The sequence below is a fragment of the Pseudomonas sp. 65/3-MNA-CIBAN-0223 genome (genome assembly GCF_040310425.1).
GTDB classification, from domain to species: Bacteria; Pseudomonadota; Gammaproteobacteria; order Pseudomonadales; family Pseudomonadaceae; genus Aquipseudomonas; species Aquipseudomonas gregormendelii.
The window spans coordinates 76,343-97,317 of sequence record NZ_JBEOPV010000003.1; the positions used below are offsets into that span (position 1 = coordinate 76,343).

At 58.9% G+C, this 20,975-nt stretch carries 20 protein-coding genes and 1 tRNA gene; 16 read left to right on the top strand and 5 right to left on the bottom strand.

The genetic code is table 11. From position 1 onward, the window contains the following. Positions 1 to 48: 48 nt before the first annotated feature. On the top strand, positions 49 to 369 hold the full coding sequence (locus AAEZ09_RS03675) for an I78 family peptidase inhibitor (RefSeq protein ID WP_122838302.1): 321 nt from the start codon (positions 49 to 51) through the stop codon (positions 367 to 369). A gap of 72 nt (positions 370 to 441) precedes the next feature. Here AAEZ09_RS03675 and AAEZ09_RS03680 read toward each other — a convergent pair whose 3' ends face one another. Further along, a complete protein-coding gene (locus tag AAEZ09_RS03680) occupies positions 442 to 654 on the bottom strand; it encodes a cold-shock protein (RefSeq protein ID WP_003179963.1) in 213 nt (70 codons plus the stop codon). A gap of 291 nt (positions 655 to 945) precedes the next feature. Beyond that, positions 946 to 1,248 (bottom strand): hypothetical protein, encoded by a 303-nt coding sequence (locus AAEZ09_RS03685; protein WP_122838303.1) that lies wholly within the window; start codon positions 1,246 to 1,248, stop codon positions 946 to 948. 374 nt (positions 1,249 to 1,622) lie between these two features. On the opposite strand from AAEZ09_RS03685, the gene thrS reads away from it, so the two are divergent. From thrS to AAEZ09_RS03735, 10 genes are all read left to right on the top strand, one after another. Beyond that, positions 1,623 to 3,545, top strand: a complete 1,923-nt coding sequence (gene thrS / locus AAEZ09_RS03690; RefSeq protein ID WP_045057908.1) for a threonine--tRNA ligase — start codon at positions 1,623 to 1,625, stop codon at positions 3,543 to 3,545. Next, on the top strand, positions 3,545 to 4,096 hold the full coding sequence (gene infC / locus AAEZ09_RS03695) for a translation initiation factor IF-3 (RefSeq protein WP_176469887.1): 552 nt from the start codon (positions 3,545 to 3,547) through the stop codon (positions 4,094 to 4,096). The genes thrS and infC overlap by 1 nt, the downstream gene beginning before the upstream one ends. 60 nt (positions 4,097 to 4,156) lie before the next feature. Beyond that, positions 4,157 to 4,351, top strand: coding sequence for a 50S ribosomal protein L35 (gene rpmI, locus AAEZ09_RS03700; RefSeq protein WP_008145659.1), 195 nt, complete (start codon positions 4,157 to 4,159; stop codon positions 4,349 to 4,351). 27 nt (positions 4,352 to 4,378) lie between these two features. Beyond that, positions 4,379 to 4,735, top strand: a complete 357-nt coding sequence (gene rplT / locus AAEZ09_RS03705; protein WP_007905879.1) for a 50S ribosomal protein L20 — start codon at positions 4,379 to 4,381, stop codon at positions 4,733 to 4,735. Between the two features lie 109 nt (positions 4,736 to 4,844). After that, on the top strand, positions 4,845 to 5,861 hold the full coding sequence (gene pheS / locus AAEZ09_RS03710) for a phenylalanine--tRNA ligase subunit alpha (RefSeq protein WP_007905876.1): 1,017 nt from the start codon (positions 4,845 to 4,847) through the stop codon (positions 5,859 to 5,861). A 26-nt stretch (positions 5,862 to 5,887) separates the two neighbouring features. After that, positions 5,888 to 8,269: a phenylalanine--tRNA ligase subunit beta gene (gene pheT / locus AAEZ09_RS03715; RefSeq protein WP_350598189.1), complete on the top strand. Its 2,382-nt coding sequence runs from the start codon at positions 5,888 to 5,890 to the stop codon at positions 8,267 to 8,269. Positions 8,270 to 8,272: 3 nt separating this feature from the next. Next, entirely contained in the window at positions 8,273 to 8,575 is a 303-nt protein-coding gene (gene ihfA / locus AAEZ09_RS03720) for an integration host factor subunit alpha (protein WP_002553164.1), read from the top strand. Further along, positions 8,556 to 8,912 (top strand): MerR family transcriptional regulator, encoded by a 357-nt coding sequence (locus tag AAEZ09_RS03725; protein WP_003179985.1) that lies wholly within the window; start codon positions 8,556 to 8,558, stop codon positions 8,910 to 8,912. Before ihfA ends, AAEZ09_RS03725 begins: the two co-directional genes overlap by 20 nt. Positions 8,913 to 9,001: 89 nt before the next feature. Next, positions 9,002 to 9,078 (top strand) — tRNA-Pro (locus tag AAEZ09_RS03730). A gap of 757 nt (positions 9,079 to 9,835) precedes the next feature. Continuing rightward, positions 9,836 to 11,488 (top strand): methyl-accepting chemotaxis protein, encoded by a 1,653-nt coding sequence (locus tag AAEZ09_RS03735; RefSeq protein ID WP_149417029.1) that lies wholly within the window; start codon positions 9,836 to 9,838, stop codon positions 11,486 to 11,488. On the opposite strand, the gene AAEZ09_RS03740 is transcribed toward AAEZ09_RS03735, so the two are convergent. Then, positions 11,476 to 13,002 (bottom strand): DHA2 family efflux MFS transporter permease subunit, encoded by a 1,527-nt coding sequence (locus AAEZ09_RS03740; RefSeq protein WP_057005023.1) that lies wholly within the window; start codon positions 13,000 to 13,002, stop codon positions 11,476 to 11,478. The two genes, AAEZ09_RS03735 and AAEZ09_RS03740, sit on opposite strands and share 13 nt — an antisense overlap. After that, positions 12,995 to 14,176, bottom strand: a complete 1,182-nt coding sequence (locus AAEZ09_RS03745) for an HlyD family secretion protein (protein ID WP_057005024.1) — start codon at positions 14,174 to 14,176, stop codon at positions 12,995 to 12,997. Before AAEZ09_RS03745 ends, AAEZ09_RS03740 begins: the two co-directional genes overlap by 8 nt. 376 nt (positions 14,177 to 14,552) lie before the next feature. Between AAEZ09_RS03745 and AAEZ09_RS03750 the strand changes: the two genes are divergently transcribed. From AAEZ09_RS03750 to AAEZ09_RS03760, 3 genes are read left to right on the top strand one after another with little or no spacing between them, the layout of a single operon-like run. Then, on the top strand, positions 14,553 to 15,494 hold the full coding sequence (locus AAEZ09_RS03750) for a Rieske 2Fe-2S domain-containing protein (protein WP_350598192.1): 942 nt from the start codon (positions 14,553 to 14,555) through the stop codon (positions 15,492 to 15,494). 17 nt (positions 15,495 to 15,511) lie between these two features. After that, complete coding sequence (locus AAEZ09_RS03755; protein WP_057005026.1) at positions 15,512 to 16,540, top strand: aromatic ring-hydroxylating oxygenase subunit alpha; 1,029 nt, start codon at positions 15,512 to 15,514, stop codon at positions 16,538 to 16,540. 24 nt (positions 16,541 to 16,564) lie between these two features. Beyond that, positions 16,565 to 17,344: an SDR family oxidoreductase gene (locus AAEZ09_RS03760; protein WP_057005027.1), complete on the top strand. Its 780-nt coding sequence runs from the start codon at positions 16,565 to 16,567 to the stop codon at positions 17,342 to 17,344. Here the strand turns inward: AAEZ09_RS03760 and AAEZ09_RS03765 are convergent. After that, entirely contained in the window at positions 17,341 to 17,748 is a 408-nt protein-coding gene (locus tag AAEZ09_RS03765; protein ID WP_057005028.1) for a VOC family protein, read from the bottom strand. The genes AAEZ09_RS03760 and AAEZ09_RS03765 overlap by 4 nt on opposite strands. A 192-nt stretch (positions 17,749 to 17,940) precedes the next feature. Between AAEZ09_RS03765 and AAEZ09_RS03770 the strand changes: the two genes are divergently transcribed. Both AAEZ09_RS03770 and AAEZ09_RS03775 read left to right on the top strand, forming a co-directional pair. Beyond that, positions 17,941 to 20,178 (top strand): CoA transferase, encoded by a 2,238-nt coding sequence (locus tag AAEZ09_RS03770; protein ID WP_057005029.1) that lies wholly within the window; start codon positions 17,941 to 17,943, stop codon positions 20,176 to 20,178. Positions 20,179 to 20,228: 50 nt separating this feature from the next. Continuing rightward, positions 20,229 to 20,966: an SDR family NAD(P)-dependent oxidoreductase gene (locus tag AAEZ09_RS03775; protein ID WP_126588867.1), complete on the top strand. Its 738-nt coding sequence runs from the start codon at positions 20,229 to 20,231 to the stop codon at positions 20,964 to 20,966. Positions 20,967 to 20,975 lie beyond the last annotated feature (9 nt).

A 20,975-nucleotide genomic window follows, 5' to 3' on the forward strand; every position in this document is an offset into this window, starting at 1 on the left:
AATGGCGGTCGCACGATCTCAGCTTAACTATTGAAAAGAGGAGGCTTCATGCCTTGGAAGCTCGCGTCATTGGGTACTTTGTTGGCCGCCACGTTGCTGGCTGGCTGCAGCAGTACGTCCTCCGAGTCGGCAACAGACCCTGTAGCGTCGACCGATACGGGTCACAGCCGCTGTGAAGCGAAGGCTGCCGAATTCGCCATCGGCAAGAAGGCTTCATCTGAGTTGCTGGAGCAGGCCCGCACTCGCGCAGGCGCGCAGAATGCCCGGTTCCTGATGCCCGATGACATGGTCACCCTGGAATATCGCTCCGACCGCCTGAACCTCAATACCGATGCGGCTCGAGTGGTCACCCGCGTCAACTGCGGCTGACAGCGTCCGGCTTTTGTTGCACGCATAAAAAACCCCGTCACATGGACGGGGTTTTTTTAGTGCGCCAGAAACTTACTCTGGGCGAACCTGTGCAGCTTGCATACCCTTTTGGCCTTTCTCAGCCACGAAGGAAACGGTCTGGCCTTCTTTCAGGCTTTTGAAACCGTCGCTTTCGATAGCTTTGAAGTGTACGAACAGGTCGTCACCGCCACCTTGAGGAGTGATGAAGCCGAAGCCTTTTTCATCGTTGAACCACTTAACGGTGCCGGTTTGGCGATTAGACATGGTGTATCTCCAAGAAACATATATTTTTTCAGTACTGTGCTGCTCAGGCCAACTGGGCACACCGGGGTATCATAGTCGAAATGTTCGCTTTGGGAGCCCCCCGCAGGTGCTGTTTGCCTTGCCGTCACGCTTGCTTTGCTGCTCATATTGGCTGAAAGCCCCGATTTAAAAGGCTTTCAGCCGAAAGTAAAGACGATAAAAAAAGCGTAAAAACCTGAAAAATTTGTAGTAAAAGGCGGTTTTCAGGGGCTTTTAGGCGCTCGTCCAGGCTGAAAACGAGCTCCGATGGGCTTATTTTTTCGCCTTCGGATCGGCTTTGCAGGAGGCGATCTGGGTCAGCGCTTTCTGTTTCAGCGCGTCACTGGCCTTGTTGTCCATCAATGCCTGGATGTCGCTGGCCGGGTACGACTTGATCGCATCGGCGCCACAGGCGCAGTGGGACTTGGCAGCAGCTGCGCCGATCTGCGGCGTGGCCGCCTGGGTGCACTGAGCCATGTATTTCTCGCGCTCGCCCTTCGGCCAGTCCGCGTGGGCGGCCAGTGGCAGCAGCAGGACGACGGGGGCGACGATGGCGAATAAACGATTCAGACGCATGCTGGGATGCTCCTTGTGGGTCAATGTCTTGTTATCTGAGGGGTAAAACCCGGTTCAAGTTCAGCACTCTGGCATAAAAAGCCCTGATTTGCCCTAGCGGCGCGCTGCATGGCGTCGACGACCGTTCATCTGTGCTAGCATGCCTCGCTCGGGCGTTTAGCAGGCTCCGGATGACCTTCAGTCCCGGTGGCGGCACAGGCCCGAATAACCCTGATTTGAATCCCAGTCACTCTGGTTCGGTTTCCGGTTGGCCGCAAGGCTCCTGCCGCTGTAAGGCAGGCGTTCGTCATTGAATGGCCTGGACCGGATCTTGTACTGGCTCATCCCAACCCACGTGACCTTTGGTAGGGGTCACCACTAGGAGAGGAGGCGCCATGCCAACTATTACTCTTCCCGACGGCAGTCAACGTTCATTCGATCACCCGGTTTCCGTAGCCGAGGTCGCCGCATCCATTGGTGCTGGCCTGGCCAAAGCCACCGTGGCCGGCAAGGTCAATGGCCAGCTGGTCGACGCCAGCGACATCATCAGCAGCGATTCCACGCTGCAAATCATCACGCCAAAGGATGAAGAGGGGCTGGAGATCATTCGCCACTCTTGCGCCCACCTGGTTGGCCACGCGGTCAAGCAGCTGTATCCGACCGCCAGGATGGTCATCGGTCCGGTCATCGACGAAGGCTTCTATTACGACATCGCCTTCGAGCGTCCTTTCACCCCGGACGACCTGGCCGCGATCGAACAGCGCATGCAGCAGCTGATCGAGAAAGATTACGACGTGATCAAGAAAGTCACTCCGCGCGCCGAAGTGATCGAAGTGTTCAAGGCCCGTGGCGAAGACTACAAGTTGCGCCTGGTCGAGGACATGCCGAACGAACAGGCCATGGGTCTGTACTATCACGAAGAATACGTCGACATGTGCCGCGGCCCGCACGTGCCGAACACCCGCTTCCTCAAATCCTTCAAGCTGACCAAGTTGTCCGGCGCCTACTGGCGCGGCGATGCCAAGAACGAGCAATTGCAGCGCGTCTACGGCACCGCCTGGGCTGACAAGAAGCAGCTGGCGGCTTACATCCAGCGCATCGAAGAAGCTGAAAAGCGCGATCACCGCAAGATCGGCAAGCGCCTGGGCCTGTTCCACACCCAGGAAGAGTCGCCGGGCATGGTGTTCTGGCACCCGAACGGCTGGACCCTGTACCAGGTGCTCGAGCAGTACATGCGCAAGGTTCAGCGCGACAACGGCTACCTGGAGATCAAGACTCCGCAAGTCGTTGACCGCAGCCTGTGGGAGAAATCCGGGCACTGGGCCAACTACGCCGACAACATGTTCACCACCCAGTCGGAAAACCGAGACTACGCCATCAAGCCGATGAACTGCCCGTGCCACGTGCAGGTGTTCAACCAGGGCCTGAAAAGCTACCGCGAGTTGCCGATGCGCCTGGCCGAGTTCGGTGCCTGCCACCGTAACGAGCCATCGGGTGCGTTGCACGGCATCATGCGCGTGCGTGCCTTCACCCAGGACGACGCCCACATCTTCTGCACCGAAGAGCAGATGCAGGCCGAATCCGCCGCATTCATCAAGCTGACCATGGACGTCTACGCCGATTTCGGCTTTAAAGACGTCGAGATGAAGTTGTCCACTCGTCCGGAAAAACGCGTAGGTTCCGACGAACTGTGGGATCGCGCCGAGGCTGCCCTGGCTGCAGCCCTTGATAGCGCGGGCCTGCCGTACGATCTGCAACCGGGCGAAGGCGCTTTCTACGGTCCGAAGATCGAGTTCTCGCTGAAAGATTGCCTTGGCCGCGTCTGGCAGTGTGGTACCCTGCAGCTCGATTTTAACCTGCCTGTCCGTCTGGGAGCCGAATACGTCTCCGAAGACAACAGTCGCAAGCACCCGGTCATGTTGCACCGGGCGATCCTCGGCTCCTTCGAACGTTTCGTTGGAATCCTGATCGAGCATTACGAGGGCGCGTTCCCTGCGTGGCTGGCTCCGACCCAGGCAGTGATCATGAATATCACTGACAAGCAGGCTGATTTCGCCGCTGAAGTTGAAAAAACTCTCAACGAAAGCGGATTTCGTGCCAAGTCTGACTTGAGAAATGAAAAGATCGGCTTTAAAATCCGCGAGCATACTTTGCTCAAGGTTCCCTATCTCTTGGTTATCGGAGATCGGGAAGTCGAGATGCAGACTGTCGCTGTGCGTACTCGTGAAGGTGCTGACCTGGGCTCGATGCCCGTCGCCCAGTTCGCTGAGTTTCTCGCGCAAGCGGTTTCCCGGCGTGGTCGCCCAGATTCGGAGTAATTACTATTAAGCGTGAAATGAGACAAGATAAACGAGCTGCACCGAAAGCCCCGATCAACGAGAATATCTCGGCACGCGAGGTTCGGTTAATTGGGGCTGAAGGCGAGCAGCTTGGGATTGTGTCAATTGAAGACGCGCTTCTTAAGGCTGAAGAAGCCAAGCTCGATTTGGTGGAAATTTCCGCCGATGCTGTACCTCCTGTCTGCAAGCTGATGGACTACGGCAAATCGATCTTCGAAAAGAAGAAGCAGGTTGCCGCAGCCAAGAAGAACCAGAAGCAGATCCAGGTTAAAGAAATCAAGTTTCGTCCAGGGACGGAGGAAGGGGATTACCAGGTAAAACTGCGCAACCTGGTACGTTTCCTGAGTGATGGGGACAGGGCCAAGGTATCCTTGCGATTCCGCGGCCGTGAGATGGCCCACCAGGAGCTGGGGATGGAACTCCTCAAGCGAGTTGAAGGTGACTTGCTCGAGTACGGTTCGGTCGAACAGCATCCTAAGATGGAAGGACGCCAACTGATCATGGTCATCGCCCCGAAAAAGAAGAAGTAATCATTTGGGCACGGCAGGCCTACTGATTATGTTTATCAACTGAATGCGGAGTATCCGAACATGCCAAAAATGAAAACTAAAAGTGGTGCTGCTAAGCGGTTTCTGAAAACTGCTAACGGTATCAAGCACAAGCACGCTTTCAAGAGCCACATCCTGACTAAAATGTCGACCAAGCGTAAGCGTCAACTGCGCGGTAGCAGCTTGCTGGCACCGTGTGACGTGGCAAAAGTCGAGCGCATGCTGCGCCTTCGTTAATTTAGTCAAGAATAGAGGAAGTAACTCATGGCTCGTGTAAAGCGTGGCGTCATTGCCCGTAAACGTCACAAAAAAATTCTGAAACTTGCTAAAGGCTACTACGGCGCTCGTTCGCGCGTATTCCGTGTTGCCAAGCAAGCGGTAATCAAGGCAGGCCAATACGCCTACCGTGACCGTCGTCAGAAAAAACGTCAGTTCCGCGCTCTGTGGATCGCTCGTATCAACGCTGGTGCACGTATCAACGGTCTGTCCTACAGCCGTTTCATCGCCGGCCTGAAAAAAGCGTCCATCGAGATCGACCGTAAGGTTCTGGCTGATCTGGCAGTGAACGAAAAAGCGGCGTTTGCTGCGATTGTCGAGAAAGCTAAAGCCACCTTGGCTTAAGTACCCCCGACAGTCACCCTGCCTCACCTTTGTGGGGCCAGGTGTTAAACGTCATAAATAGGGGAAGAGCCTTCAAGCTCTTCCCCTATTTTGTATCTGGAGTCTGTACATGGAAAACCTGGATGCGCTCGTCTCTCAAGCACTAGAGGCTGTGCAAAGCGCTGAAGATATCAATGCCCTGGAGCAAATCCGGGTTCACTACCTTGGCAAGAAGGGCGAATTGACTCAGGTGATGAAGACCCTGGGAAATCTGCCGGCAGAAGAGCGTCCGCAAGTCGGCGCCCTGATCAACGTTGCCAAGGAGCGTGTCACAGAGGTTCTCAATGCCCGCAAGGCACTGTTTGAAGAGGCCGACCTGGCCGCCAAACTGTCTGCCGAGTCCATTGACGTGACCCTGCCTGGCCGCGGCCAGACCTCGGGTGGTCTGCATCCGGTTACGCGTACTCTGGAACGAATCGAACAGTTCTTCACCCACATCGGCTACGGCATCGCCGAAGGCCCTGAGGTCGAAGACGACTACCACAACTTCGAAGCGCTCAACATCCCAGGCCACCACCCGGCCCGGTCGATGCATGACACCTTCTATTTTAATGCCAACATGTTGCTGCGCACCCATACCTCGCCGGTACAGGTCCGCACCATGGAATCGAAACAGCCGCCGATCCGCATCGTCTGCCCAGGCCGTGTGTACCGTAGCGACTCGGATATCACCCACTCGCCGATGTTCCACCAGGTCGAAGGCCTGCTGGTCGATCGCGACATCAATTTCGCCGACCTCAAGGGCACCATCGAAGAATTCCTGCGGGTGTTCTTCGAGAAGGAACTGGCGGTGCGCTTTCGTCCTTCGTACTTCCCGTTCACCGAGCCATCCGCTGAAGTCGACATGGAATGCGTGATGTGCAGCGGTAAAGGCTGCCGTGTCTGCAAACAGACTGGCTGGCTGGAAGTCATGGGCTGCGGCATGGTTCACCCGAACGTGCTGCGCATGTCCGGGATCGACCCGGAAGAGTTTTCGGGCTTTGCCTTTGGCATGGGCGTCGAGCGTCTGGCCATGCTGCGTTACGGCGTGAACGACTTGCGTCTGTTCTTCGACAACGACTTGCGGTTCCTCGCGCAATTTCGCTAGTCGTAACGAATTCTTAGGAGAGCAGGATGAAATTCAGTGAACAATGGCTGCGCGGCTGGGTAAGCCCGCAGGTAAGTCGCGACGAGCTGGTTGCTCGTCTGTCGATGGCCGGTCTTGAGGTCGACAGCGTCACGCTGGCCGCCGGTGAATTCAGTGGCGTGGTCGTGGGCGAGGTGCTGAGCACCGAGCAGCACCCGGACGCCGACAAGCTGCGTGTGTGCCAGGTCAGCAATGGCGCCGAAACCTTCCAGATCGTGTGCGGTGCGCCTAACGTGCGCCCGGGCCTGAAGATCCCGTTCGCCATGATCGGTGCCGAGCTGCCAGGCGACTTCAAGATCAAGAAAGCCAAGCTGCGTGGCGTTGAGTCCAACGGCATGCTGTGCTCGCAAGCCGAACTGCAGGTTGGCGAAGGCAACGATGGCCTGATGGAATTGCCGGTCGATGCACCGGTTGGCCAGGACATCCGTGAATACCTGGGCCTGGACGACGCCAGCATCGAGGTCGACCTGACCCCGAACCGCGGCGACTGCCTGTCCGTGGCCGGCCTGGCCCGTGAAGTCGGCGCGCTGTACGCCGCCCAGGTCACCCGTCCGGTCGTGGCCACTGTGCCCGCCGTGCACGACGAAGTGCGCTCGGTCGAAGTCCTGGCGCCGGCCGCTTGCCCGCGCTACCTGGGCCGCGTGATCCGTAACGTCGACCTGTCCAAGCCAACGCCACTGTGGATGGTCGAGCGCCTGCGTCGTTCCGACGTCCGTAGCATCGACGCTGCCGTCGACATCACCAACTACGTGATGCTGGAACTGGGTCAACCGCTGCACGCTTTCGATCTCGCCGAAATCAATGGCGGCATCCGCGTGCGCATGGCCGAAGAAGGCGAAAAACTGGTACTGCTCGACGGTCAGGAAGTCAGCCTGCGGAGCGATACCCTGGTCATCGCCGACCACACCCGCGCCCTGGCGATTGCCGGCGTCATGGGTGGCGAGCACAGCGGTGTCAACACCGCGACCACTCGCGACGTATTCCTCGAAAGCGCGTTCTTCGACCAGATCGCCGTCGCTGGCAAGGCCCGTTCCTACGGCCTGCACACCGACGCCTCGCACCGCTACGAGCGTGGCGTGGACTGGCAGCTGGCCCGTGAAGCCATGGAGCGCGCCACCGGCCTGCTGCTGGAAATCACCGGCGGTGAAGCCGGCCCGATCATCGAAACCGTCAGCGAACAGCACCTGCCGTCGATCGCACCGGTCACCCTGCGTGCCCAGCGCATCAGCCAGATGCTCGGCATGGAAATGGAACCGGCCGAAGTCGAGCGCCTGCTCAACGGCCTGGGCCTTAAAATTTCCGCCGACGGGGCAGGGCAGTGGCGCGTAGAAGTGCCAAGCCATCGCTTCGACATCAGCCTGGAAGTCGACCTGATCGAAGAACTGGCTCGCCTGTACGGCTACAACCGCCTGCCGGTCCGCTACCCGCAAGCCCGCCTGGCGCCACAAGCCAAGGCCGAAGCCCGCAGTGACCTGCCAGAACTGCGTCGCCTGCTGGTTGCCCGTGGTTACCAGGAAGCGATCACCTACAGTTTCATCGATCCGAAACAGTTCGAGTTGTTTAATCCAGGTGTTGAACCACTGCTCTTGGCCAACCCGATCTCCAACGACATGGCTGCCATGCGTTCGTCGCTGTGGCCAGGCCTGGTCAAGGCGCTTCAGCACAACCTGAACCGCCAGCAGGATCGCGTGCGCCTGTTCGAAAGCGGCCTGCGCTTCGTCGGTCAACTCGACGGCCTCAAGCAAGAGCCGATGATCGCCGGTGTAGTGTGCGGCAGCCGCCTGCCGGAAGGCTGGGCGCAAGGTCGCGACGTCGTCGACTTCTTCGACGTCAAGGCCGACGTGGAAGCGGTATTGGGCTTCGCCGGTGCACTGGATTCGTTCACGTTCGTGCCGGGCAAACACCCAGCGCTGCACCCGGGTCAAACCGCGCGCATCGAACGCGAAGGCCGCCTGGTCGGCTTCGTCGGCGCCATCCACCCGGAATTATCGAAAACCCTCGGTCTCGACCGTCCGGTGTTCGTATTCGAGCTGGTTCTGGCGGAAGTGGCACTGGGTAAAATGCCTAAATTCCGGGAGTTATCGCGCTTTCCTGAAGTGCGACGTGACCTGGCCCTGATCGCGGAAAAAGACGTCGCAGCCAGCGCCGTTCTCGACGTAATCCGTGAAAATGCAGGCGAATGGCTGACAGACCTCAGGCTATTTGACGTGTATCAGGGTAAAGGCATTGATCCTGATAGAAAAAGCCTTGCAGTCGGCTTGACCTGGCAGCATCCATCGCGCACTCTTAATGACGATGAGGTGAATACCACGACGCAAAATATCCTCACCTCGCTCGAACAAAGGTTGAACGCCACGTTAAGGAAGTGACGTATGGGGGCTCTGACGAAAGCTGAGATGGCGGAACGTCTGTATGAGGAGTTGGGCCTGAATAAACGGGAGGCCAAGGAATTGGTCGAACTGTTTTTTGAAGAAATCAGGCACGCTCTGGAAGACAACGAACAAGTCAAATTGTCCGGTTTCGGCAATTTCGACCTTCGGGACAAACGCCAGCGGCCTGGCCGCAATCCGAAAACGGGAGAAGAAATCCCGATCACGGCTCGCCGTGTGGTCACCTTTCGTCCAGGGCAGAAGTTGAAGGCCCGAGTTGAGGCTTATGCTGGAACCAAGTCATAACGACGAGCTACCCGTCATCCCAGGCAAACGCTACTTCACCATTGGTGAAGTCAGCGAGCTGTGTGCGGTAAAACCGCACGTTCTGCGCTATTGGGAGCAGGAGTTTCCTCAACTCAACCCCGTCAAACGCCGCGGAAACCGCCGGTATTATCAGCGACAAGACGTGCTGATGATCCGGCAGATCCGCGCGCTTCTTTACGATCAGGGCTTCACCATCGGCGGCGCACGCTTGCGTTTGTCCGGCGACGAAGCCAAAGATGACACCACCCAGTACAAACAGATGATCCGGCAGATGATTGCCGAGTTGGAAGATGTGCTGGTTGTACTCAAGAAATGATTTTTTGCTTTTAAATACTTCCAGTTTTCAAAAGCTTGCGATATATTCTTGAGCGTCCTTCGAGGTGAAGGATGAGTTTCACGCCTAGTCGGGGCGTAGCGCAGTCCGGTAGCGCACTAGCATGGGGTGCTAGGGGTCGAGTGTTCGAATCACTCCGTCCCGACCATATAATTCAAGGGGTTGCGAGATTTTATCTCGCGACCCTTTTTTATTTTTGTTCTTTTTACCCCCACAAAATTACTTGCAGTTGTTCCTCTGAAGTGGGCATGGACCACTGCATATTAAGTATTCACATCCGGTCCTAACCTTACTGCCTCGCTCATCTCGGTTTCTGACCTTCGACTTCGATCCTTCGATGTTGGCTCACCTGTTGAGCACAGTACCTCGGCCGCGCCATTCAAAAACTTGTCTGCAATTGGGGACACCAGTCAGCGTCGATTTTTTCGTTACGTGAAGGGTGCGGGTTCCTCCCTGCTTGCCCGGTGACTCCGCATTTAACGGAATTCACGGCCTTCATTGAAAAACTTCCCCTCGCCTGAATAGGTAAGTACTTGCTGAAAGCCTCACATGGACGTTCGCTTACGGCTGAGCAGGTCGCCGCGGGCTCGATGAGGCCGCAGGGCTGCGGCATTCATCGGTACTGGCGGCGGAATTAATCAAGGCGCTGGCGATTCTGTGGGGGGCGGTATCGAACCTGACCTTGGTCTTTGCAATGCCGCTGCTTACCTGGGCTGTTCGTTCCAGTGCTGGTTGGCTGGCTTTGGTTACGCCAGGCGTTAGTTGCAGGGCGGAGGCAAGGCGCTATGGCGGGACATCAAACCTTCAATATCGTTCTGATAATAGAATTAAATACTGTATAAAGAATAATGCAGGATAAACTGCCTGCCTAGTCATGCTCTATAAAAACAAAAACGGTAACCAACATGCCATTTCTGAAAGGCTTCTCAATCGGCGCCAAGCTCCTCGTGCTGCCCGGGTTATTTGTGCTCGCTCTTCTGGTTGTCTCGGGTCTGGCCTATCGCGGGCTGGCCAAGCAACAAGCGGTAATCGAGGAAATCGACCAGTTGCGTTTCCAGCAGTATCGGCAAGTGTTAGAAACCTCGGCCGCCTCGCAGGCGGCGATGGTCGGCGCCTATGCCACAGGCGCGCGCATCCTTGAATCCAGTGGTCAAGCTTCTGCGGAGGACCTTGAGTCATATCTTGAGGATATGCAGGCCAGTGTCGACGACATGCGTGCCGGGCTGGACAAAGTGGCCCGTGAAACTCGCTTGGGCAAAGAGGAGAGAGCGCTCTATCAAGCGGTGCAGGAGCAGGCCGCAGTGGTCGGCGAGGGGCTTGCCGAATTCAAGCGCACTGCTTTGAGCGACCAGATACAGGCTGCCTCGCTGCTGGGTCGGGTGCGTGCCGACAACAATGGCTTGCAAGGTCAATTCAACCGGCTGTTGGGTCTACAAGCCGAGCTGACCTCTGGCGCCTTCGCTGAGGCGGGCGCAACACAACAGCAGGTCTCACGGATGCTCGTGGCGGTGCTGCTGGGTGGCAGCTTAATGGCTGTGTTAGTCAGTCTTTTGTTGCGTGCGCAAATCATCCGGCCCATCCGGGAAATCGAGAGGGCGTCGATCGAGTTGCGCGATGGCGACCTGACCCGACGCGTGCGGGTCATGGGTCGAGACGAGATTGCCCATACGGCTCAAGCATTCAACGAACTCATCGATAGCTTCCAGCAGGCCATGCGCCAGGTTGCCGGAGTCGCGGCATCGGTCGGCGCCTCGGCAGAGGAGCTGGTGGGCGCTTCGGCGCGGGTGGCGCAAAGCTCTACGGCGCAGGCCGGTGCGGTGGGCGCGGTGTCGATGACCATCGAGCAGATGAGCGACGGTATTGCGGCAATCTCCAGTCATGCTGAAAGCCTGCGCAGCTGCGCCGAAGCCAGTTTGCGCGGTGCGCAGGATGGACACTTGGCCTTATCGCGACTGCTTGAGAAAATCGACAGCGTGCGCCATGCCTTCTCCGCGATCCGCGGCTCGGTGGGCGATTTTGTCGAAAGTACGACAGCGATTACCGCCAGCATCGGTCAGGTCAAGGACCTCTCCGCGCAGACGGGCATGCTGGCGCTCAATGCGGCCATCGAAGCGGCGCGTGCCGGAGAGAGGGGGCGCGGCTTCAGCGTGGTGGCCGACGAAGTGCGTAACCTGGCACAACGCTCTGCGCTGGCGGCCAACTCGATCAACCAGCTGACGTTGAAGCTGGAGAGCCAGTCCGGGATCGTCGACCAGGCATTGAGCGCGGGCACTGTGGCATTGGAAGAAAGCGGCCGGCTGCTGAGTGAGTTGGAAAGCACCCTGCAGCAGGCAACGGAACTGGTGGGTGACTCTACGCGCGGGGTTGACCGGATCGCCGATGCGGTAAGCGTGCAGAGCGAGGGTGGGCGAGGCATCGTGGCCAACGTCGAGCACATCGCACGCATGGCCGGCGAGGGTGATGCGATCACCCATCAGGTATCCGGAGCCGTGGTGTCTTTGCGCGAGCTGTCCGATGAGCTGAATGTGGCGGTGGGACGTTTTCGCTACGAGGCCTGATTCGCTTGAGACTTCGCCGTCCTGAATATCAGCAGCAGCGGTATGACGCCGATGGATAACCACATCAGCAGCTTGAAGTCATCCAGGTAAGCCACCCAGCTGGCCTGCACAGTGATCAAGCCATCCAGTGCTGCACGCCCGCTGGCGGTCAATGGATTGAGCTGATGGTTGACAGGCCAGGCATCGAACAGGCGGTTGAACGGCGTCACGTATGCACCGATTTCGGCATGGTTTATCTGGGTGTTTTGCGCCAGCAGCACCGTAACGATCGAGATGCCAACGCTCGAACCGACGTTGCGTGACAGGTTGTACAGGCCCGTGGCTTCGCCTCGCAAATGCGGGGGCAGGGTGGTAAAGGCGATGGTGGTCAGCGGGACGAACAACAGACCCAGGCTCGCGCCCTGAATAAAGCCGACGTAGATGATGGTGTCGATGGACACGGCCGGCGTCCAGCCGGTCATCATGTACATCGACCAGGCGGACAGCAACAAACCGCAAAACAGTATCCAGCGAATATCCACTTTGCCGATGATCTTCCCGGCAAGGAACATGCTGAGCATCGTCCCCAGTCCGCGTGGCCCCATGACCATGCCGGCGGTGAGCACCGGGTACCCCATCAGGGTTTGCAGGTAGGGTGTCATCAGTGCCAGCGAGGCCAGGTAGGTGATGCCAATGATAAAGATAAACACCACCGCCACCGAGTAATTGCGATCTTTGAACAGCTTCAGGCTGATAAAGGGCTTGTCATGAGTGAAGGTGTGGACAATGAAGATGTACGAAGCGACGGCGGCCACCAGCGCTTCCAGGATGATTTCCCCGGAGTCGAACCAGCCCAGTTGTTCGCCGCGGTCGAGGAACAATTGAATCGACATGATCGCCACGCTGAGCGAGCCAAAGCCCAGCCAGTCCAGGCGTGCAGTCTTGTCGGCCGGGGTTTCCCGTATGAAGCGGGTCATGCCGATAAAGGCCAGCAACCCGATAGGCAGGTTGATGAAGAACACCCAGCGCCAGCTGAGGTGTTCCGTCAGCCAGCCGCCGAGCATCGGACCTAATACCGGGCCGACCATGACCGATACCCCGAACAGGGCCACTGCCGACCCTCGGTCTTTCTGCGGGTAAATATCCAGCAGAATGCCTTGCGATAAGGGCACCAATGCCGCCCCGGCCACCCCTTGCAGCAGGCGGAACAGGATGATTTCTTCCAGGGAGCGGGCGATGCCACAGAGCACCGAGGCCAATACAAAACCGAAGATCGACCACAGCAATACGCGCTTGCGACCGAAGCGTCGGGCAAGGAATGCCGAGGGCGGCGTCATGATGGCTGTGGCGACGATGTAGGAAGTCAGCACCCAGTTAATCTGATCGGCGCTGGCCGATACGCTGCCCTGCATAAAGGGCAGTGCGACGTTGGCGATGGTGGTGTCCAGCGCCTGCATGACCACCGCCAGCACCACGCACAGTGTGATCAGTACCCGCAGCGGCGAGGGCGGCAGCGGTCCGGACACGTCATTCATGATGGCGTGCGAGCAGGTTTGCCAGTGGCTTGGGCAGGCCTCGTGCGGTGCCGGTGTCGATATCTACCACGGCGCTCATGCCATGGCGCAGCGCCGGTTTGCCGACAGCATCGTCGATATGGATGCGTACCGGAATGCGCTGCACGACTTTCACCCAGTTGCCCGTGGTGTTCTGGGCCGGCAGCAGGGAGAAGCTCGAACTGGAGGCCGGGCTGATGCTTTCCACGGTGCCATGCCAGGTGATACCCGGATAAGTGTCTACCTCGATGGTGACGCCCTGGCCAATCCGGGCGTTGGTCAGCTCGGTTTCTTTCGGGGACGCCGCGACCCACAGTCGCTCGCTGGAGACCAGGCTGAAGCCCGATTGGGGTGGTTGCAGATACGCGCCCACTTGCAGCGAGTCAACGTTGGTGACGACGCCGTCGAACGGGGCGATGACCACGGAGTTTCGCAGGTTGCGTTCGGCTTCATTCAGGGCCGCCAGCGCCTGCAAGTAGGAAGGATGCTGCTCAAGTGGTCTGTCCAGGCGCCCACCCAGTTGGGCCAACGCCGCGGCAGCCTGGGCCTTGGCGACCGATACTTGCTGACGGGTATTGTCGAGGTCCTGGTGGGCGTCGTCGTAGATAGTCCTTGAGACGGCGGCAACGCTGACCAGCTTTTCCAGCCGTTGCAGATTGGTCTGGTAAAACGGCAATTTGGCTTCAGCCTGGGCGATTTCGGCCAGAGATTGGTTGTAGCTCGCCTTGAGGTAGAGGATCTGGTTGCGCGCGTTCTCCAGCTGCGCCCTGGCGCTGGCCACGGCGATTTCAAACGGCTCGGGCTTGAGGCGGAACAAGACCTGGCCTTTGCTCACGGTCTGGTTGTCACTGACTTCAATGGCCGCGACGATCCCGGCGACATCGGTTGAAACTCCCACCCGCTCGGCCTGGATATAAGCGTTGTCGGTACTCACGACCTGGCCACCCAACACATACCAGGCGGCGCAGGCCACGACACTGATCGGTGCCAGCAAAAACAGACCGATGCGCCAGCGTTGGCGCGCCGTGTCATTCGGTTCTTGAGCATCGCCATCAAGGGCGGAAGCCTCGGGCGCCTGCATCCGGGGTTTTTCCACGGGCTCGAGCGGTCGGGCTTCGGCGTGCACGGCAGGGCGCTGCAATGTCGGCTCAGCCATGTTTCACCTCGCGCGCAACGTCATGGAGGACAAAGCCGAGGGTGGATTGGGTCATCGTCAGCGCACCTTGGAGTTAATGAGCAAGCTAATGGTAATCAGGCTTATGGATTGCTCGCTAGCTATTTTCCATTAGAACATGATCACTAATAGAAGAAATGTCCATTTGTAGGTGGCCTAAAGAGCGGAAATGTGTCTATTGAACCAAGGTTCGTAGAGGGTTGTGGCCACATCTTGCGGTTTTCGTTGGCTGTAAATAATTTCAACAGAAAACAAAATACTGTTTATTTGTGTTTGCTCTCTCTGCCGCGAAGCACTACCGTTAGCGCTGACTGCGTTCAACGCATTTGCCCAAGACCAATAACAAAGAGGCAGCCCGATGATGACCCCTGGCTGGTGGGCCATGGCGCTTTGCGAGGCCGTGAAAGATCAAGTGCCATTGGCCGTGGCCTTTGCCGGCGAGGAACTGGTCCTGTTCCGAAACGCAGCCGGCCAGGCCTTTGCCCTGGAAGACCGTTGCCCACATCGGCGGGTGCCGCTGGCTTTGGGGCGAGTCGTCGAGTCCGGTCTGCAGTGCGGTTATCACGGCTGGACCTTTGATGGCGCCAGTGGTGGCTGTACGCAGATCCCCAACCTGCATACCGATGAGCGTGTGCCTGCACGTTATGCCGCGCGTGCCTTTGCGGTCAGCGAGGCGAATGGTTTTGTCCATGTGTGGTTGGGTGAAGGGGCACCGCAAGGGCAATTGCCCAGCAGCGGCTACCAACCGGGCGGACGCGAATTTACCGGTTCCACCATCGTCAACATGAGTCACGACCAGTACCTGGACGCGATGCTCGACGGCCCGGAATGCTTGCTCGGGTTTGCCCATGTGCGCCTCACCGATTTTTTCCTTGGCGATCTGCGCAGCGAGCAGGGGCGGGTGGTTCTGGAGCGAGGTGCGGTATGGACCACACAAATCCTGCCTTCGCAGTTTGTGGTGGATTACCCCTTGATCGTGCGCACCGCGGTCCCCTTTAACGGCGGTACTGTTCGAGTGGATTTGCTGAGCGAAGATGAATTGCCGCTGGTGACGCTGATGATCGCCACCGGTGCCAACCGTCGTGGCACAACCAGTTTGTGCTGGCGTGGTTTTGTGCATGAGCACGTACACCTCAGGGCACCCCTGCGTTGGCGTCTGGCCCGCCTGCGCAAACAGGCGCCGTTCCAGGTGAACAGCCGGATCGACGGCACAGCCGTCGCGGCCTTGTTGCAAACCTCATCCCGCGAACTGCGTGAGTTGCGCCAACCGACCCTGATTCCCGTCAGCGCAGTCGTCTGAGCACAGGAGCTCCCACCATGCATGCCGTGCCTTCCTCCACCGATACGATCCCTGGCAAAGTTCGGGGTGACTGGACGCCAATCAACTACGACCTGCGTGACACCTGGTTCCCGGTGTCCCATAGCCGCGACCTGGGTACCCGGCCCATTCGCCGGATCATTCATGCTCAGCCCTATTACCTGTGGCGCGACAACGGGCGTGCGGTGGCGGCCGAGTTTCACCCGCATTTCCCCCATAAAGAGCTGACACTCACAGCGTTTACCGGGGGACGGGGCTTTTATCCGCTGGTTGAGCGCTACGGGTACATCTGGGTCTGGTACGGTAATCCGGACGCTGCCGACATGCAGTTGCTCCCGCATATTCCGTTTCTACCCCAGGATGGCAGTCTTCCCGGTTACACCCAGCGAACCGTGCGGTTTGATGCGACCTCGGCGCTGTCGGTGGAAAACCTGATTGATCTGACCCATGCCGATTTCCTGCATGCCAATACCATTGGCGACGGTGTAAGCGAGTCGGACGTGGTGGAAGTGCAATGGACCTCCGAGACCGTGACTCGCACCCGTACCGTGGCGCAAAAGTCAGTGGCGCCGATCATGCGCTGGGTCGGCGGCGTGCGCGCCAGGTATCAGGATTTTCGCGCCGTGCTGCACATTCATCTACGCAGCAACGTATGCATCTCCTATCCGCGCTTTCGCCCCGGTTACGACGTGCCCAACCTGCAACCCTTCCTGCCGGTGGGCAAGCATCGCTCGCGGTGTGACGTCACCTTCAACACCACCGCTGCACCCGCACCTTTTCGTTATGTGATGCCGCGCATCAACTACATCATCCAGCCCCAGGACAACTCGGTGGTGCGCCCGCAGAACCAACGTTATTTCGAGGTCGACCCACGTCGCGACCTGCACTCGCGCTTCGATACGCCGGGTACCCGTTATCGCTACCAGATGGAGCAGTTGGCCGAACGCCAGCGCGCTGGCCAATTCACCTACGGCGGCGATGCTGAACCCGGGCGCGACATCACGGCCTTGCTCGGCATGAACGACTGACACCAATGTACGAGGAGTGCTGCAATGGATCTGGGTATTGGCGGACGTATTGCTCTGGTGTGCGCATCCTCTCGGGGACTTGGCAAAGCCTGTGCGCTGGCATTGGCGCAGGAGGGCTGTGAGGTGCTGATCAACGGCCGCGATGCCGAGAGCCTGGAACACACTGCGCAGGACATCTTGCGCAGCACCGGCCGGCTGCCGCGCACCGTGGTGGCCGACCTGTCCACCGCCGCCGGGCGACAGGCGCTGCTGGCTGCCTGTCCGGTGATGGATATTCTGGTGACCAACAACGGCGGGCCAGAGCCGGGTCGTCCGGAGGATTGGGATCATGCTGCCTGGCTGGCGGCCATTGAGGCCAACATGCTCTCGGGTATCCTGCTGATTCAGGCGGTGGTCGTTGGTATGCGTGCGCGAGGTTTCGGCCGTATCGTCAATATCACCTCGGCGATGGTTAAGTCGCCCCGGTTGCCATTGGGTTTGTCCACGGCGGCGCGTGCGGGGCTGACCGCTTTTTGCAAAGCTCTGTCGGTCGAGGTGGTGCGGGACAATGTGACGATCAACAATCTGCTGCCGGAGCGCATTGAGACGGACCGTCTGCGCTTTATGACCGAGCAACTGGCGGAACTTCGCCAGCTCAGTTTTGAGCAAGCACGGGTGGAAATGCTCAAGCCGATAGCCGCACGACGATTTGGCCAGCCGAGCGAACTGGCAGCGGCCTGCGCATTTCTCTGTTCGGCGCAAGCCGGCTATATCACCGGGCAAAATTTGCAGATCGACGGCGGCAGCTATGCCGGATTGATTTAGCCACCCCGGCGTTCTTTCCAGTCGGCGGGCGGCACTTCGCTGGCGTCGAAATCCAACTCCACTTCAACCCCATTGGGGTCCTGGATGAACAGCTGCCACGTGCGCTCGGCGCCGGGCGCACGGATCACTTTGAATCGCACGCCGTGCTCACTCAGGTGTTTCCACATCCTCTGCAAGCCCTGGGCATGAAACGCCATATGGTCAAGCACGCCACGTCGCGGCTCCGGCATTTGTGATACGCCCACCACATGCAGAACTGGTTGTTCCTGGGTGTACAGCCAGAATCCGGGAACCGGGAAGGGCGGGCGTGGCCCCTCCACCAACCCGAGTACTCCAACATAGAAATTTCGTGTCGCCTCCAGTTGGTCTGAGACGATGGTGAAGTGGTCCATGCGCAGGATCATCGCAACGCCCTTAATCGGCTTTTAGTGATATTTAGACGAATTGTTATTTATTGTTCATATTCATGCTTATGATTCTATATTCGGAATACTAATCTATCTATGGAATTTATCGCCGATCGCTTAGGGTAACGCCATGGATTCGTTCTGCAGCTCTGCTGCAAAACGCTAAGCGCAGAAGAAGACAGGTGCTGAATGAGCCAGGCAATCCTCGAAGGAATTCGCGTCATCAGTCTGTGTTCCGGCATTGCCGGATCTGCCGCTGGCATGCATCTTTGCGAAGCGGGTGCCGAAGTGGTGATGATCGAGCCACCCGCCAACCGTGCCAGAGAGAAACAGGCGCTGTTTGCTGTGCTTAACCGTGGCAAACGAAGTGTCATCCTCTGCCTGGAAAATGCCGCAGATCGCCAGCAACTGAACTCGTTGCTAGCCAGCGCCGATGTGCTGCTGCATGACTTCACCCCCGCGGTAGCGCAGGCCCATGGTCTGGCAGACGCGCAGCTCACTGCAGACTTCCCTCGATTGGTTATCTCAGCGATCAGCGGCTGGCCCCATCGGCATGCACTGGCGAATTCCATTCCCCGGGAAACGCTTATCCTGGCGCGCCTGGGCCTGTTGGACGAACAGCCGGCGCATCGCCCCGGCCCGGTGTTCGTACGCATGCCATTTGCCAATTGGCTGGCCAGCTGGCTGTGTGTGGTCGGGGTGATGGCGCGGTTACTGGCGCGCGACCGTGACGGCTGCGGCGGCATCGCTCATACGAGTTTGGCTCAGGCAGCCTTGGTGCCAATGACCATGCATTGGAACCGCGCACAAACACCGACCCCGGCCTTTGCCAAAGGTCTGGATAAACACATTCCAATTCCATTGCACCAGTGCGCTGATGGCCGCTGGTTGCATGTGCATTATTCGCCGGACAAATCCCCTTGGATGGCCGCGGCACTCAGTGAGTTCGGCGAAACCGAAGTGGCTCGCTTGAACGCGCTGTGGCCATCGAGCCATGTGGCGCCAAACTTCGGCGCCAACAAGGCGATCATTGCCACACGGTCGGCACAGGAATGGGTCGAGCATTTCTGGCAGCACGACGTTGCTGCGCAAATTGCCGCTCCATTTGGCGATATCTACTTCGACGAACAAGCACGCCTGAATGGCTATGTGGTTGAAGTCGACGATGTGCAGTTGGGCAAAACACTGCAACCAGGCCCTGCCTGGCAGGTGCAGCCACCCGCACGAGTTGGCGGTAGCGCACCTCTGGCAGGTGAGGGGAACGCCGGACTGTCTGGCGCCGATGCTGTGATCCCTTCGCAACTGCCCAGGTCGAGTCCGGCGCCCTTGCCTCCGCTGCACGGTCTGAAAGTACTGGATCTGGGCGCCTATCTGGCCGGGCCGTTTGCCTGCATGTTGCTGGCGGACCTGGGGGCAGAAGTCATTAAAATCGAGGCGCCCAAGGGCGATGCCATGCGCCGCCTGGAGCGGATTTTCAGCGGTACCCAGCGTGGCAAATTGGGCGTCGCGTTGCAGTTGGGCGATCGGCAGACCGAGCCCGCCGTAGAGGCGTTGGCACGTTGGGCCGATGTGGTACACCACAACATGCGGCTTCCCGCCGCACGCAAGCTCAAGGTCGACTACGAGAGCCTCAAAGCGCTCAACCCGCAGCTGGTGTATTGCCATGTCAGTGCCTACGGACCGACCGGACCGCGCACGGATTGGCCGGGCTTTGACCAACTGATGCAGGCCTCTTGCGGCTGGGAAGTCGAGCAGGGCGGTGAGGGCCAGGCGCCCATGTGGCTGCGCTTCGGCGTGGGTGATTTTTTTGCCGGTCTGTCCTCGCTCTACGCCTTGCTCCTGGGGTTGTATGAGCGCAACCGCAGTGGCGTCGGACAAATGGTCAGCTCGTCATTGCTGGGCGCCACGATGCTGTCGATGAGCGAAGCGGTGGTGCTGGAAGACGGCAGCCTCACACCAATCGATCATTTGGACGCGCAACAGACCGGTCTGAGTGATGCCCATCGTTTGTATCGGTGTAGCGATTCCTGGCTGGTGGTGGCAGCGCTGCAACCGGATGAGGTGCAACGTTTCGAGAGGCTGGTGGATGATCAGCCCGAAACCTGGTTTGCCGATCAGACCCGGCAAGCGGCGCTCGCCTCATTGGTCGCAGCGCAGGTTCCTGCACAGGCAGTGCTGGAAGCGCAGATGGATGCCTTTCTCGACAGCCCCGAACACGCCGAAGCGGGTCTGCACGCTCATTACTCACATGCTGTTTACGGTGACCTGCAACAGATCGGCGCGTTCTGGGACTTCGGCAACTTGCCGTTATCGCTGCAGCGTCCGCCACCCGCCCTCGGCCAACATACCCGGCAAGTTCTGGAAGGCCTCGGCTTTACCGGCAGCGAGCTCGAACGATTGGCCTCGGTTGGCCTGGTGGCGCTGTAACGGTGGGCCTATTGCCCGACAGGATTTTTCGACAAGCACAAGGAATACCCATGTACGAGTTGGATTTCAGCGGTAAAACCGTGCTGGTAGTTGGCGGGTCCAGTGGCATCGGCAATGGCATTGCGCAGAACTTTCGCCAGCGCGGTGCCGAGGTGCATGTCTGGGGTACGCGTGCCTCGGCGGCGGCCTATAACGACTCACCTGACTCTAATCTTGAAGGCCTGCATTACGCCCAGGTAGACGTCGCGGATGCGGCATTGATCGAAGGGGTCTGTGTGCCATTCACCCGCCTGGATGTGTTGGTGCAGGCACAAGGCACGGTGCTCTACGACCGTCAGGAATTTCTCACCGAGGGTTTCAAGCGAGTACTCGACGTCAACCTCACCAGCCTGATGGTGTGCGCGCAGAAATTTCACCCACTGCTGATGCAGGCCAAGGGTTCGATGATCACTGTCAGCTCCGCTGCCGCCTTCCACTCCACGCGTGGCAACCCGGCCTACAACGCCTCGAAAACCGGTGCTTTCGGACTGACTCGCACCCTGGCCGAAGCCTGGGCACGTGACGGCATCCGGGTGAATGGCATTGCCCCCGGTTTGGTGGAAACCAAGCTGACGCGGGTGACCACCAGCAACCCCAAGCGCCTCGAAGGCGCATTGCGCGCCATTCCTCAAGGGCGCTTGGGCACGCCCCAGGACATGGCCAACGTGGCCCTGTTCCTTGCCTCGCCGCTGGCCAGCTATGTGCTCGGCCAAACCCTGTTGGTCGACGGCGGCATGCTGCTGGCCTGATCGCTATTT

What these genes read in the sequence shown, in the direction of transcription:
- AAEZ09_RS03675 (WP_122838302.1), top strand. Translation starts at nt 49, where the DNA reads ATGCCTTGGAAGCTCGCGTCATTGGGTACTTTGTTGGCCGCCACGTTG.
- AAEZ09_RS03680 (WP_003179963.1), bottom strand. Translation starts at nt 654, where the DNA reads ATGTCTAATCGCCAAACCGGCACCGTTAAGTGGTTCAACGATGAAAAA.
- AAEZ09_RS03685 (WP_122838303.1), bottom strand. Translation starts at nt 1,248, where the DNA reads ATGCGTCTGAATCGTTTATTCGCCATCGTCGCCCCCGTCGTCCTGCTG.
- thrS (WP_045057908.1), top strand. Translation starts at nt 1,623, where the DNA reads ATGCCAACTATTACTCTTCCCGACGGCAGTCAACGTTCATTCGATCAC.
- rpmI (WP_008145659.1), top strand. Translation starts at nt 4,157, where the DNA reads ATGCCAAAAATGAAAACTAAAAGTGGTGCTGCTAAGCGGTTTCTGAAA.
- rplT (WP_007905879.1), top strand. Translation starts at nt 4,379, where the DNA reads ATGGCTCGTGTAAAGCGTGGCGTCATTGCCCGTAAACGTCACAAAAAA.
- pheS (WP_007905876.1), top strand. Translation starts at nt 4,845, where the DNA reads ATGGAAAACCTGGATGCGCTCGTCTCTCAAGCACTAGAGGCTGTGCAA.
- pheT (WP_350598189.1), top strand. Translation starts at nt 5,888, where the DNA reads ATGAAATTCAGTGAACAATGGCTGCGCGGCTGGGTAAGCCCGCAGGTA.
- ihfA (WP_002553164.1), top strand. Translation starts at nt 8,273, where the DNA reads ATGGGGGCTCTGACGAAAGCTGAGATGGCGGAACGTCTGTATGAGGAG.
- AAEZ09_RS03725 (WP_003179985.1), top strand. Translation starts at nt 8,556, where the DNA reads ATGCTGGAACCAAGTCATAACGACGAGCTACCCGTCATCCCAGGCAAA.
- AAEZ09_RS03735 (WP_149417029.1), top strand. Translation starts at nt 9,836, where the DNA reads ATGCCATTTCTGAAAGGCTTCTCAATCGGCGCCAAGCTCCTCGTGCTG.
- AAEZ09_RS03740 (WP_057005023.1), bottom strand. Translation starts at nt 13,002, where the DNA reads ATGAATGACGTGTCCGGACCGCTGCCGCCCTCGCCGCTGCGGGTACTG.
- AAEZ09_RS03745 (WP_057005024.1), bottom strand. Translation starts at nt 14,176, where the DNA reads ATGGCTGAGCCGACATTGCAGCGCCCTGCCGTGCACGCCGAAGCCCGA.
- AAEZ09_RS03750 (WP_350598192.1), top strand. Translation starts at nt 14,553, where the DNA reads ATGATGACCCCTGGCTGGTGGGCCATGGCGCTTTGCGAGGCCGTGAAA.
- AAEZ09_RS03755 (WP_057005026.1), top strand. Translation starts at nt 15,512, where the DNA reads ATGCATGCCGTGCCTTCCTCCACCGATACGATCCCTGGCAAAGTTCGG.
- AAEZ09_RS03760 (WP_057005027.1), top strand. Translation starts at nt 16,565, where the DNA reads ATGGATCTGGGTATTGGCGGACGTATTGCTCTGGTGTGCGCATCCTCT.
- AAEZ09_RS03765 (WP_057005028.1), bottom strand. Translation starts at nt 17,748, where the DNA reads ATGATCCTGCGCATGGACCACTTCACCATCGTCTCAGACCAACTGGAG.
- AAEZ09_RS03770 (WP_057005029.1), top strand. Translation starts at nt 17,941, where the DNA reads ATGAGCCAGGCAATCCTCGAAGGAATTCGCGTCATCAGTCTGTGTTCC.
- AAEZ09_RS03775 (WP_126588867.1), top strand. Translation starts at nt 20,229, where the DNA reads ATGTACGAGTTGGATTTCAGCGGTAAAACCGTGCTGGTAGTTGGCGGG.